This is a genomic window from Neotabrizicola sp. VNH66, assembly GCF_049445895.1.
GTDB lineage: Bacteria > Pseudomonadota > Alphaproteobacteria > Rhodobacterales > Rhodobacteraceae > Pseudogemmobacter.
The window spans coordinates 230,604-244,208 of sequence record NZ_JBMSDW010000001.1 but is presented as its reverse complement, the minus strand read 5'-3'; the positions used below and the strand labels follow the sequence as shown (position 1 = coordinate 244,208).

Here is a 13,605-nt window from a genome sequence, read left to right as displayed (position 1 = left end):
TGGATCAAGAGGAAGGGGCTGATCGGGTTTTCCGATCAATAGCCGCCGGACGGCCGAATTGAAAGGGGCAGGGCTTCGCGCGATGCTGGCGGAGCGGAAGAGGGAGCGGCCGATGACGGAATTTGCAAGCGCGCGGGTGGCGGTGATCGGCGGCGGCGCGGTCGGGGTGTCGGCGCTGTATCATCTGGCCAAGGCGGGCTGGACCGACTGCATCCTTCTGGAGAAGAACGAGCTGACGGCGGGCAGCACATGGCACGCGGCGGGGAATGTGCCGACGTTTTCCTCCAGCTGGTCGATCATGAACATGCAGCGCTATTCGGCGCAGCTTTATCGCGGCCTCGGGGACGCGGTCGGCTATCCGATGAATTATCATGTCACCGGATCGGTCCGGCTGGGCCATACGGCCGAGCGGCTGCTGGAGTTTCGGCGTGTGGCGGGGATGGGCCGGTATCAGGGCATGGATCTTGATATTCTGGGGCCGGAGGACCTGCGCGGGCGCTATCCTTTTGTCGAGACCCACGACCTGACCGGTGCCTTGTATGACCCCTATGACGGCGACATCGACCCGGCGCAGCTGACGCAGGCATTGGCCACCGGCGCGCGCCAGATGGGCGCGCGGATCGAGCGGTTCTGCCCGGTGACAGCGGCGCGCTGGACCGGGGCGGATTGGGTGCTGACCACGCCAAAGGGCGAGGTGCGGGCCGAATATGTGGTGAATGCGGGCGGCTATTATGCCGCGCAGGTGGGGGCCTTGTTCGGGCGGCGGGTGCCGATGATGGTGATGAGCCATCAGTATCTGCTGTTCGACACCATCCCCGAACTGGCGCAATGGTCGGCCGAGGTGGGGCACAAGCTGCCGCTGCTGCGCGATGTGGATTCCAGCTATTATTTGCGGCAGGAGAAGATGGGGTTCAACCTTGGGCCCTATGAAAACCCCTGCCGGGCGCATTGGGCGACGCCGGATGATCCGGTTCCGGAAGATTTCAGCTTTCAGCTGTTCCCCGATGATCTGGAGCGGCTGGAATGGCATATCGCCGATGCCATGGCCCGGGTGCCTCTGCTGGAGAAGGCCAGCCTGCAGAAGGTGATCAACGGCCCCATTCCCTACACGCCGGACGGAAACCCGCTGATCGGGCCGATGCCGGGGGTGCCGAACGCGTTCGAGGCCTGCGTCTTCACCTTCGGCATCTGTCAGGCGGGCGGCGCAGGCAAGGTGCTGGCCGAATGGGTGACCGAGGGCGCGACGGAATGGGACATGTGGTCCTGCGACCCGCGGCGCTTCACCGGCTGGGAGGATCACGATTATTGCGTGGCCAAGGGCAAGGAAGTCTATGGCCATGAATATGCGGTGCATTTCCCGCATCACGCCTGGCCTGCGGGGCGGATGAAGCGGACCTCGGCGGTGCATGACCGGACCGCGGCGCTTGGCGCGCAGTTCGGGCCGTATAACGGCTATGAGCGGGCTTTGTGGTATGCGCGGCCGGGGGATGACACATCCGAGGCCGCGCAAAGGACATGGGCGCGGCAGGGGCCTTGGGCCGCGGCGGTGGCCGAGGAATGCGCCGCGGTGCGCGATGCCTGCGGGATTCTGGATCTGCCGGGGTTTTCACGGTTCCGGCTGAGCGGGCAGGGCGCGGCGGAGTGGCTGACCCGGCAGATCACCGGGCGGTTGCCGGGTGAAGGGCGGCTGGGGCTGGCCTATTTCGCCGACGACAAGGGGCGGATCGTCACCGAAATGTCGGTGGCGCGGATGGGGGCGGAGGAATTCCTGCTGATCACCGCGGCCACGGCGCAGCTGCATGACCGTGGCTGGCTGGAGCGGCATCTGGCGCCGGGGTTGTCGCTGTCGGACGAAAGCGCGGACTGGTCGTGCCAGATTCTGACCGGGCCCTTGGCGCGGGCGGTGTTGCAGGCGGCGGGCGCCGAGGCCGATCTGGCGCGCCCATGGCTGAGCCATCAGGCGGCGCGGATCGCCGGGCGGCCGGTCTGGCTGGCGCGGGTCAGCTTTGCGGGCGAGCTGGGCTGGGAGATTCATACGCGGCCGGAGGATACTCCCGCGGTCTGGGATGCGGTCATGGCGGCGGGGGCGCCGCATGGCCTGCGGCCCTTCGGGATGTTCGCGCTGGACAGTCTGCGGATCGAGAAGGGTTATCGCGCGTGGAAGGGCGATCTCTCCACCGACTACTCCGTCCTGCAAGGCGGGCTGGAGCGGTTCGTCGACTGGGCGAAACCGGAGTTCCGCGGGCGTGCGGCGCTGGAGGCAGAGCGGCAGCGGGGGGTGGCGAAACGCTTCTGCACTTTGGTGATCGAGCCGGGTGAGTATGATCCGCCCTATATGTCCACCATCTGGTCCGGCGATCAGGTGGTGGGCGAGGTGACGAGCGCCGGATGGGGCCACCGGGTCGGCGCCTGCATCGGGCTGGGCATGTTGCGGGCCGATCTGAACCATCCGGGGCAGGCGGTGGAGGTCGAGGTCTTCGGCCGCCGGGTGCCTGCCGTGGTGCAGGCGGACGGGCCTTTGTGGGATCCGAAGAACGAACGGCTGCGCGGGTGACGGGCCGCGGCCCGGGGGCCAGCCCCCGGACCCCCGGGATATTTATGAACAGATGAAAGGGCGGACCGTGGTGATGGTTCCGGAACGGGCGCGGGCAGTGGTGATCGGGGGCGGGATTTCCGGCTGCTCGGTCGCCTATCATCTGGCGAAAGCGGGATGGCGCGATGTGGTGCTGTTGGAGCGCAAGCGCCTGACCTCGGGCACGACATGGCATGCGGCAGGGCTGATCGGGCAGTTGCGTGCGAATCAGAACATGACGCGGCTGGCGAAATATTCTGCCGATCTTTACGCCCGGCTGGAGGCGGAGACCGGGGTGGCGACCGGGCTGAAGCGGGTGGGGTCGATGACGGTGGCCAAGACCGCGGACCGGATGGAGGAACTGCGGCGGCAGGCCACGGTGGCGCGGATCTTCGGGGTGGAGGTGGCGGAGATTTCGCCTGCCGAGATTGGCGCGATGTATCCGCTGCTGAACCTCGACGGGCTGGTCGGCGGGGTGCGGCTGCCGGGGGACGGGCAATGCGACCCCGCGAATATCGCCATGGCCTTGGCCAAGGGCGCGCGGATGGCGGGGGCCACGATCTGCGAGGGGGTGAAGGTCACGCGGGTGACCGAGGGCGTGGGCCCCGGCGGCACGCGGCGAGTGACCGGGGTGGATTATGCGGGGCCGGAGGGGGCCGGCCATATTGTCGCCGATGTGGTGATCAACTGCGGCGGCATGTGGGGGCGCGATCTGGCGGCAAGCTCGGGCGTGACGCTGCCGCTGCATGCCTGCGAGCATTTCTATCTGCTGACGGAACCCGTGCCCGGGCTGACGGACATGCCCGTGCTGCGGGTGCCGGACGAATGCGCCTATTACAAGACCGATGCGGGCAAGATGATGGTCGGCGCCTTCGAGCCGGTGGCCAAGCCCTGGGGCATGGGCGGCATCCGCGAGGATTTCGAATTCGACACTTTGCCCGAGGATTGGGAGCATTTCGCGCCCATTCTGGAGGATGCGGCGAACCGGATGCCTTTGTTCCAGACCGCGGGCATCCACACCTTCTTTAATGGGCCGGAGAGTTTCACGCCGGACGACCGTTATTATCTGGGGCCTGCGCCCGAGATCGGCGGCTATTGGGTGGCGGCGGGGTATAATTCCATCGGCATCGTCTCCTCCGGCGGGGCGGGGATGGCGCTGGCGGAATGGATCACGACCGGAGAGGCGCCCTTCGATCTGTGGGATGTGGACCTGCGCCGGGCGCAGCCGTTCCAGAAGAACCGGCGCTATCTGCGCGAGCGGGTGACCGAGACCCTGGGCCTCCTCTATGCTGACCACTACCCCTATCGCCAGATGGCCACCAGCCGCGGGGTGCGGCGGACGCCGTTGCATGCGCATCTGAAGGTGCGGGGTGCGGTCTTTGGCGAGGTGGCCGGGTGGGAGCGGGCGAATTGGTTCGCCACGCCGGGGCAGGCGGCGGAATACCAATATGGCTGGGGCCGCCCGAACTGGTTTGCCAACCAGCGGGCGGAACATCTGGCGGTGCGGCAGGATGTGGGCCTGTTCGACATGTCCTCCTTCGGGAAGATCCGGGTCGAGGGGCGCGATGCCTGCGCCTTTCTGAACCGGGTCTGCGCGGCGGAGATGGACGTGGCGCCGGGGCGCATCACCTATACCCAGATGCTGAACGCCCGCGGCGGGATCGAAAGCGATCTGACGGTTACCCGCCTGTCCGAGCGGGCCTTCCTGTTGGTCGTGCCGGGGGCAACCTTGCAGCGCGATCTGGCCTGGCTGCGGCGGCATTTGGGGGATGATTTCGCCGTGATCACCGATGTGACGGCGGCGGAGGCGGTGCTGTGCCTGATGGGGCCGCGCGCGCGGGAGGTGATGGCCAAGGTCTCACCCGCCGATTTCTCCAATGCCGCGCATCCGTTCGGGACCGCGCGCGAGGTGGAGATCGGCCTTGGCCTCGCCCGGGCGCATCGGGTGACCTATGTGGGCGAACTGGGCTGGGAGCTGTATGTCAGCGCCGATCAGGCGGCCCATGTGTTCGAGACGCTGCTGGAGGCGGAGCCGGGACTGGCGCTTTGCGGCATCCATGCGCTGGACAGCTGCCGGATCGAGAAGGGCTTCCGCCACTGGGGCCATGACATCACCGACGAAGACCATGTGCTGGAGGCGGGTCTGGGCTTTACGGTGTCGAAGACCAAACCCGGCTTCATCGGGCGCGAGGCGGTGCTGCGGAAGGCGGACGAGGGGCTTTCCCGCAGGCTGGTGCAGTTCCGGCTGGAGGACCCCGAGGTGATGCTGTTCCACAACGAGGCGGTCGTGCGCGACGGCCGGATTGTCGGGCCGGTGACATCGGCCAATTACGGCCATTTCCTCGGCGGGGCCATCGGTTTGGGCTATGTGCCCTGCAAGGGCGAAAGCGCGGCAGAGGTGTTGGCCTCCTCCTATGAGATCGAGGTGGCGGGGGTGCGGCACCGGGCGGTGGCGTCGCTGGCGCCGATGTATGATCCGAAGGCGGAAAGGGTGCGCCAGTGACAGCGGGCGGACCGGGGGTTTTCCACCCCCGGACCCCCGGAGGATATTTCTGAACAGATGAATGCGGCAGGGCGGGCCGGCGCATTCCGGCACAGGAGGACGTTGGAGATGCAAGCGACGGACAGTTCTTTCGCCAGCCTTCCGCCCGCAGGCGGCGACCGGATCGACCGGATGGTCGCCGCGCATGTGCCGGGCATGGCGCTGGAACGCGCCTTCTACACCGATCCCGAGGTTTATGAGCGTGATCTGGACCGGGTGTTCCGCCGCCATTGGCACTGCATCGCCCATGAAAGCGTGATCCCGAACCCGAATGATTATGAGTTGTTCCGCATGGCCAGCGAGCAGGTGATCCTGACCCGCGACGGCGAGGGGCGGATCCATGCGCTGCTGAACATCTGCCGTCACCGTGGCGCCGAGGTCTGCACCAGCCAGAAGGGCAATGCCAAGGCCTTCGTCTGCCCCTATCACGCCTGGACCTACGGCAATGACGGTCGGCTGAAGGCTGCGCGGCTGATGCCCAAGGATTTCCGGCGCGAGGATCATGGTCTGCGCCGCCTGCATGTCCGGGTCGAGGCGGGGCTGGTCTTCATCTCCTTCGCCGACGATCCGCTGGATTTCACCGAGGTGGAGCGGCTTTTGCGCGCGACCTGTGGCCAGTATGGCTGGGGTGCGGCGCGGGTGGCGCATCGGGAAAGCTATGTGCTGGATGCGAACTGGAAGCTGGCGGTCGAGAACTATGTCGAATGCTACCATTGCGGCCCAGCCCATCCGGAATACAGCCAGACCCATGCGCTGGAACAGCCGCTGGAGCGGATTGCCGAGCTGAATGCCGCGATGGAGGCGCGGACCTGCGCGCTTGGCATCGACATCGGGCAGGGCGATGCCTGGCAGACCAGCCGCGAAGGACGCGAGGCGATCCATGCCTTCCGCTATGCGCTTTATGACGGGGTTTCGACCGGATCCGAGGATGGCCAGCCGATTGCGCCGCTGATGGGGCGCTTCACCGGGTTCGACGGTGGCGTGACCTCGATCCATCTGGGCGGCACGACATTTCTTGTCTGCTATGCCGATCATGGAATGATCTACCGCTTCATCCCCACCGGCGTTGAACGCTGCGAGATGGAGCTGATCTGGCTGGTGAACGGCGCGGCGGTCGAAGGGCAGGATTACGACTTCCGGCGCCTGACCTGGCTTTGGACCGTGACCACTGAAGAGGACAAGAAGATCATTGAACATACCTCGCGCGGGGTGCGGTCGAAATATTACTGTCCCGGACCGATTGCGCCGATGGAGCAGAACGAACTACGCTACATCAGCTGGTATCTGGACGAAATCTCGCGCCCCTGATCCGGCCCCCCTGAGGAGGAAAGCCCATGACCGTTTCGCCGCATCTGGGACAGTTCTACATCGGCGGGCAATGGGTCGATCCCTTGCCCGGTGCGACGCAGGCCGGGGTGGAAAACCCCGCGACCGAAGAGATCGTGGCGCAGGTGGCGCTTGGCACGGCGGCGGATGCCGACCGGGCGATTGCCGCTGCACGGGCGGCCTTTGACGGCTGGACCGTGGTGCCGGTGGCCGAGCGCATCGCATTCGTGAAGCGCATCCTTGAGGTCTACAACAGCCGCTATGAGGAATTCGCGCAGGCGATGTCCACCGAGATGGGGGCCCCCATCGAATGGGCGCGCGGCGCGCAGGCCTGGGCGGGGCAGGTGCATATCGAAAGCACCATCACTGCCGCAGAACAGATGGTCTGGGAAGAAATGCGGGGCGGGACCCGGATCGTGCATGAAGGGATCGGTGTCTGCGCGCTGATCACGCCGTGGAACTGGCCGATGAACCAGATCGCCTGCAAGGTGGCGCCTGCGCTGATTGCGGGTTGCACCATGGTGCTGAAACCCTCGGAAATCGCGCCGCTGTCCGGCGTCTTGTTCGCCGAGGTCTGCCATGCGGCGGGGGTGCCGCCGGGCGTGTTCAATCTGGTCAACGGCACCGGGCCGGAGGTGGGCGCGCGGATGTCCTCGCACCCCGAGGTGGACATGGTCTCCTTCACCGGATCGACCCGTGCGGGCACGGCGGTGGCCGCGGCGGCGGCCCCCACGGTCAAGCGGGTGGCGCAGGAGCTGGGCGGAAAATCCGCGAATATCATCCTGCCCTCGGCCGATCTTCAGGCGGCGGTGGCGGGCGGCGTGGCGGGCTGCTTTGGCAACACCGGGCAAAGCTGCGATGCACCCACGCGCATGCTGGTGCCCCGTGCCCTGCACGACCGCGCGCTGGAGATTGCGGCGGCGGCCGCGGCTGAGGTGGTGGTGGGCGATCCGCGCGATACGGCCACGACCATGGGGCCGCTGATCTCTCAGACCCAGTTCGACAAGGTGCAGCGGCTGATCCAGGCCGGGATCGACGAAGGCGCGACCTTGGTCTGCGGCGGCACCGGGCGCCCTGCGGGGCTGAACCGCGGCTGGTTCGTGCAGCCGACGATCTTTGGCAACGTGACCAATGACATGACCATCGCGCGTGAGGAAATCTTCGGCCCAGTGCTGTCGATCCTGCCCTATGACGATGTGGATCAGGCGGTGGCCATCGCCAATGACACGCCCTACGGGCTGGCCGCCTATATCGCCGGCCCGGTCGAAGAGGCGCGGCCGGTGGCGCGGCGGCTGCGGGCGGGGACGGTGAACCTGAACTACCCGGACTGGGACACCTTCGCGCCCTTCGGCGGCTACAAGCAATCCGGCAATGGCCGGGAATATGCGGGCTGGGGCATCCATGACTTCTGCGAGGTCAAGGGCATCGTCGGGTGGGGCGCATGAGATACGGCTATGTGGGGCTGGGCAATCTGGGCGGGCATCTGGCGGCCAGCCTGATCCGGGCCGGGCATCAGGTGACGGTCTATGACCGCGACCCCGCGCAGGCCGAACGTCTGGCCGCCATGGGGGCAGGGGTGGCCCATTCTGTGATGGAGATGGAGGGGCGGGTGGACCATGTCTTCACCTGCCTGCCCAAGCCCGCCGCCAGCGAGGCGGTGCTGGCCGAGCTGATGACCTTCCTGCCGCCCGGCGCGACCTGGATCGAGAATTCCACCCTTGGCCGCGACGATGTGCTGCGGCTGGCGGGACTGGCCCGGGTGGGCGGCGTGCGCATGCTGGAGGCGCCGGTGACCGGCGGCGTCCATCTGGCCGCGCGGGGCGAAATCACCGTTCTGGCCGGGGGCGACGCCGATCTTTATGAGATGCACCGCCCCGCGCTGGAGGCGATCGGGAGCCGCATCTTCCACATGGGGCCCTTGGGCAGCGCGGCGGTGATCAAGGTCATCACCAACATGCTGGCCTTCATCCATCTGGTCGCCGATGGCGAGGCGCTGATGCTGGCGGCGCGCGGCGGGCTGGACCTGAAGACCGCGTGGGAGGCGATTGCCGCTTCCTCCGGCAGCAGCTTCGTGCATGAGACCGAGGGCCAGCTGATCCTGAACGGCAGCTATGACGTGGCCTTCACCATGGATCTTGCGCTGAAGGACCTTGGCTTTGCGCTTGGCTTCGGGCGGGAATTCGGCGTGCCGCTGGATCTGGCCTCGGCCGTGACGCAGACCTTCCTGCGGGGCCGGGCGGTCTATGGCGGCGCCGCGCAATCGACGCAGATCGTCAAACTGCTGGAGGATGCGCTGCAAACCCCGCTGCGGGCCGGGGGCTTCCCCGAAAAGCTGGCCTGACTGCCCGGAATTGCGGCAGTGCCGAAACCCGTGCCGCGGTGCGGCAGGCCCCTCTGCGACGCTTCTGCAACAGGGGCGCAAGGCTCTGGCAAAATCCTGCGCGCTCGGGCAGAAAGGCTGTGGTGTTGCCCGTTGCCTGCCCTGCAGGCCTGTGCAATACATTCAATAGCCACGATCTAAACCGAAGGGTTCAGAATGAGCGAGTTCGCTGTCCGGCGCATGATGATGGTGGACAACCAGATCCGCCCGTCCGATGTGACGAAATACCCGATCATCGAGGCGATGCTTTCGGTGCCGCGAGAGCTTTATGTTCCGGCCGACAAGCGTGAGGCGGCCTATGTGGGCGATACCATCGCCATCGGACCGGGCCGTGTGCTGCCCGAGCCGCGGACGCTGGCCAAGATGCTGGATGCGCTGGATCTTCGCCCCGGGGATCTGGTTCTGGATCTGGGCTGCGGCCTTGGTTATTCCGCCGCGGTTCTGGCGCGGATGGTGGATACGGTGGTTGCCGTCGAATCCGATGAGGCCATGGCCGCCGAGGCGCAGCGCCTCTTGTCAGAGGAAGGCGTGGACAATGCCGTCGTGATCGCCGGGCCGCTGACGGCCGGGGCGCCGAAGCATGGTCCCTATGATGTGATCACCATCGAAGGCGGCGTGGAACAGGTTCCCGAGGCCGTCACCAATCAGCTGAAGGATGGCGGCCGCATCGCGGCGCTGTTCATGGAAGGCAGCCTTGGCACGGTCCGCATCGGCCTGAAGGCCGGGGGACGGATCGACTGGCGTCCGGCGTTCAATGCCGGAGCCCCGGTTATTCCGGGCTTCGAACGGGTCCGCGCCTTCGCGCTGTGATCCGGCCGCGGCACGGCAACAAACAGCAGGCCGGGTCATGGGCCCGGTCCGGTAACGAGAGAGGACGAGCGGAATGGGCAACTGGTTCAGGGCCTTTGTGATCGGGGCGGCGGCGGCGCTGACCAGCCTGCCCGCGCAGGCCGAGACGCTGACCGATGCGCTGATCTCGGCCTATCGCAATTCGAACCTGCTGGAACAGAATCAGGCGGTGCTGCGGGCGGCGGATGAGGATGTGGCCATCGCGGTCTCTTCTCTGCGGCCTGTGGTATCCTATGTGGTGAGTGCAGGGACCAGCTGGACCAAGCGCACCACGGATTTCAGCACCACGGAATTCGACAGCCTCAGCACCTCGATCGCGCTGTCGGTGGATTTCGTGCTGTTCGACTTCGGCCGCAACAGTCTGGCCGTGGAAATGGCGAAAGAGGCGGTGCTGGCCACCCGGCAGGCGCTGGTCTCGGTCGAGCAGCAGGTGCTGCTGGCCGCGGTCTCGGCCTATGTCGATGTGCAGCTGAAGCAGGAAATCGTGGCGCTGCGGCAGTCGAACGTGCGGCTGATCACCTCGGAACTGGGGGCGGCGCGCGACCGTTTCGATGTGGGTGAAATCACCCGCACCGATGTGTCCATCGCCGAAGCCGCACTGGCCGCCGCGCGTTCCGGTCTGGCCGCCGCCGAGGGGGAGCTTCTGGTCGCGCGCGAGGCCTACAAGGCTGCCATCGGCCATTATCCTTCGAATCTGGCGGCCCTGCCGGCGGCGCCCGCCATCGGCAAATCGCTGGACGAGGCGCGCAAGGTGGCCGTGCGCGGTCATCCGTCGATCCTGCGTGCCCAGCATGAGGTGGTGATCGCGGAGCGTCAGGTTGCGCTGGCCAGCGCGAACATGAAGCCGTCGATCGGGCTGAGCGGGCAGATCGGCAATTCCACCGCCGACAGCTCCATCGCGGGGAATGACACGGCCAGCCTGAACGCGCAGCTGGGGCTGAGCATGTCGCAGACGCTGTATGCGGGCGGCCGGCTGTCGTCGCTGTACCGCAAGGCACTGGCCGGGCAGGAAGGCGCGCGCGCGGCGCTGAAGCAGACGGTGCTTCTGGTCGAGCAGGGTGTTGGCAATGCCTGGTCCGCGCTGATCGTCTATACGGCCTCTATCGAGGCGTCGCGCCAGCAGATCGCCGCGGCACAGGCGGCGTTCGATGGCGTGCGCGAAGAGGCGTCGCTGGGCGCACGCACCACGCTGGATGTGCTGGACGCCGAACAGGACCTGCTGGATGCCCGAGCCAGCCGGCTGGAGGCCGAGGCTGGCCGCTACGTCGCGGTCTATCAGGTGCTGTCCTCGATGGGGCTGCTGACGGTGGAGCATCTGAATCTGGGCATTCCGACCTATGATCCCGAGGCCTATTACAATGCGGTGAAATCCGCGCCCCCGACCTCGGTCCAGGGCAAGAAGCTGGACCGGATCCTGAAGAAAGTGACGGAATAGCCACCGTTTTGCACAGAATGGACGGGGCGCGTTGACCAAAAGTTAACGCGCCCCTGTGAATTTCTTGTCACTGCGGCCGGTTGGCTTTAGACTGTTTCGAAAACCCGTATAATCCGATGGCAGGGCAGAATGTCGGAACCGCTCAGTTCGCATGAGATCGAGGATGTGCTCTCCTCCATCCGCCGCCTCGTCTCCGAGGAGCTTCGCCCCGTCACCCGGGCGGAGGAGGTGGTGCCCGTGGCCGCACCGGTGGCTGCAAGGGATGACAGCAAGCTTCTCCTGACGCCGTCGCTGCGGGTCGTGGGGGAAAGCCGGACGATGGCCACCCCGGCGCCGCGCGCGGTGGAGGCCGCGGCCCCGCCTGCCGCAGAAGTCTATGACGATGACGGGCTGGATCTGGGTGACAACGGGCTTGGCGCGTTGCGCGTGGCCGCCATGCAGGATCCGGCCGGGGATGAGGTCTGGGCCGCGCCCGGCGCCCCGGTGGATGAGGCGCAGGACTGGCCTGCCGACAGCCTTGAGGAAACCCTGCCCGGCACCGACTGGCTGCAGGCGGAACCGGAATGGATCGACGAGGAGCCGGTGCCCTTCACCGCCCATCCCCGTCGGGCCGATGTGCCCCCCGCGATGACCGAAGAGCCGCTGGCCAGGGCATGGGCCGAACGGGCCGAGGCCGAGGTCCATGCCACGCTGCGCGAAAGCGGCCCGAAGATCATCCGCCCGGATGCCGTCTCTGACACCGCGGAGATCACCATCGAGGAGGAGCTGGAGGCCGAAGCGGCCGCGGCATCTGGCATCTTCGATCAGGATGAGCCCGTCTTCGATGAGGAGATGCTGCGCGATCTGGTGCGCGAGATCATTCGTGAGGAACTGGCCGGGACCTTGGGCGAACGGATCACCCGCAATGTGCGCAAGCTGGTGCGGATGGAGGTCAACCGCGCGCTGACCGCACGGGAATTCGGCTGAGGCCGTCTCCCGGCGCCGGACAGGGCCGGCACAAAGCGAAAGGCGCGCCTCCGGCAAGAGGCGCGCCTTTCGCTTGTCCGGCAGGCCGGATCAGGCCGCTTCGGCGTGATCCGAATCCAGCGCCGCGCGGCGTTCCGATTCTTCACGGCTGAGCGCGACAGAAGTCCGCACGCCCTTGGCGACGAATTCCATCAGGCCCTTCACGACCCGTTCGTTCGGGTCGATCCCGGCACAGGACAGAACCTCGCGTCCATCGCGCGAGCGCGCCCAGCGGGCGATCTGTTCGGGGCCGTTGCCGTATTTCTTGTCATCGGCGATGGCATCATCCAGTGCCGCCAGAACAACGGCCGCGAACAGCTTGCGCGCGCGCTGACCCTGTTCGAAGTTGAAGGCCGTGCTGTCGATGGTATCGAGCATCACTCGTAATCCTTGGTCGTTTTTTGATCTTTGTTGCGCCCGTCGCTTGTAACGATTTGATCACGATTCGGGCTGCGCCGTTTGGAATGTCGGTCATGCGTGTAGCGCATGGCTGGGGGCTGCGTCCACTGTATCTAGTCGTGTTAGCGTCAGAATGCTGACGAAATATGGGTTTGGCTGTTAAGGTTTCAACCACCAGCCGCGAAATCCTTGCAAATGTGGTCGGGCAGAATGCGCCCCGGCTCTTGCGTTCCTCGCGGTTCCGTGACTCGGCGGGCTGCGCAAGGAACGGGCGGTTTGTGAACGCCGCGTCAGGCGGTTTCGGCGAAAAGCCGGGCCTCTCCCGCGATCAGCGGGCCGGCCAGCCGGTCAAACCGCAGATGCGCCAGCGCACGGTTTCCGGCGACGGTGCCCAGTGTTCCGGCCTCGCGCCCGTCCGGCAGGGTGATGGGGGTTCCGGGCGCTGCGGCGCCTTCGATCCGCAGCCGGACAAGGCCCTTGCGCAGCTCTGTCTTGTGCTTCATCCGGGCCGTCACCTCCTGCCCGACGTAGCAGCCCTTGCGGAAATCGACGCCATGCAGCCGTTCGAACCCGGATTCGAGGATATAGCTGTCCTCGACCCGCAGGTCGGCGGGATATTCGGGGATCAGATGTTCGACCCGGATCGCATCCCAATCCGTTGTGCCGTCTTCACCGGGGCTGTCTGACCATTGGCGCCAGCCAAGCGCCGGGTGGCGCGGGTCGAGCAGGGCGCCTGCGGGCGCGGGGCCGGTGCCGCGCAAGGCGAAGAGGGCGGTTTCGGTGATCTGCACATCGGCCCGCAGCTTGTACAGCGTCAGGCGGCGCAGCGTGGCGGGGGCCAGATCGGCGGGAATGTCGATCAGCAATGTGCCGGCGGGATCGGACGACCGGCGGGCCACGAAGAAATCGGCCAGATATTTGCCCTGCGGTGACAGCAGCGCGGTCCAGACCATCCCCGGCGCCTTTTGCAGCGGAGCCACATCATTCGTCACCAGACCCTGCAGGAACGGTACCGCATCGCGGCCCGTCACCCGCCAGATCACCCGGTTATCTGCTGTCTCGGCCATGCGCATCTCCCGTCCGGCCCTTGATATAGG

At 66.5% G+C, this 13,605-nt stretch carries 10 protein-coding genes; 8 read left to right on the top strand and 2 right to left on the bottom strand.

Translation table 11 applies throughout. From position 1 onward, the window contains the following. Positions 1-112 precede the first annotated feature (112 nt). The 8 genes from ACO2Q5_RS01200 (at position 113) to ACO2Q5_RS01165 (ending at position 12,070) form a co-directional block, all read left to right on the top strand. The gene (locus ACO2Q5_RS01200; protein ID WP_423287624.1) at positions 113-2,554 is read left to right on the top strand and encodes a GcvT family protein; all 2,442 of its coding nucleotides are present in this window, start codon (positions 113-115) and stop codon (positions 2,552-2,554) included. Positions 2,555-2,606: 52 nt separating this feature from the next. Beyond that, a complete protein-coding gene (locus ACO2Q5_RS01195; RefSeq protein ID WP_423287622.1) occupies positions 2,607-5,075 on the top strand; it encodes a GcvT family protein in 2,469 nt (822 codons plus the stop codon). Between the two features lie 108 nt (positions 5,076-5,183). Continuing rightward, complete coding sequence (locus ACO2Q5_RS01190; RefSeq protein ID WP_423287620.1) at positions 5,184-6,422, top strand: aromatic ring-hydroxylating oxygenase subunit alpha; 1,239 nt, start codon at positions 5,184-5,186, stop codon at positions 6,420-6,422. A gap of 26 nt (positions 6,423-6,448) precedes the next feature. After that, on the top strand, positions 6,449-7,885 hold the full coding sequence (locus ACO2Q5_RS01185) for an aldehyde dehydrogenase family protein (protein WP_423287618.1): 1,437 nt from the start codon (positions 6,449-6,451) through the stop codon (positions 7,883-7,885). Beyond that, the gene (locus tag ACO2Q5_RS01180) at positions 7,882-8,781 is read left to right on the top strand and encodes an NAD(P)-dependent oxidoreductase (protein WP_423287616.1); all 900 of its coding nucleotides are present in this window, start codon (positions 7,882-7,884) and stop codon (positions 8,779-8,781) included. The genes ACO2Q5_RS01185 and ACO2Q5_RS01180 overlap by 4 nt, the downstream gene beginning before the upstream one ends. 195 nt (positions 8,782-8,976) lie before the next feature. Beyond that, the gene (locus tag ACO2Q5_RS01175; RefSeq protein ID WP_423287614.1) at positions 8,977-9,630 is read left to right on the top strand and encodes a protein-L-isoaspartate O-methyltransferase family protein; all 654 of its coding nucleotides are present in this window, start codon (positions 8,977-8,979) and stop codon (positions 9,628-9,630) included. Between the two features lie 73 nt (positions 9,631-9,703). Beyond that, a complete protein-coding gene (locus ACO2Q5_RS01170; protein WP_423287612.1) occupies positions 9,704-11,104 on the top strand; it encodes a TolC family outer membrane protein in 1,401 nt (466 codons plus the stop codon). A 129-nt stretch (positions 11,105-11,233) separates the two neighbouring features. Next, positions 11,234-12,070 carry a hypothetical protein gene (locus ACO2Q5_RS01165; RefSeq protein WP_423287610.1) on the top strand — a complete coding sequence of 279 codons (837 nt, stop codon included), beginning with the start codon at positions 11,234-11,236 and terminating at the stop codon, positions 12,068-12,070. A 90-nt stretch (positions 12,071-12,160) separates the two neighbouring features. Here the strand turns inward: ACO2Q5_RS01165 and ACO2Q5_RS01160 are convergent, their stop codons facing one another. Then, entirely contained in the window at positions 12,161-12,487 is a 327-nt protein-coding gene (locus ACO2Q5_RS01160) for a DUF6280 family protein (protein WP_423287608.1), read from the bottom strand. Between the two features lie 311 nt (positions 12,488-12,798). Continuing rightward, entirely contained in the window at positions 12,799-13,575 is a 777-nt protein-coding gene (locus tag ACO2Q5_RS01155) for a YgfZ/GcvT domain-containing protein (RefSeq protein ID WP_423287606.1), read from the bottom strand. Between the last annotated feature and the right edge of the window lie 30 nt (positions 13,576-13,605).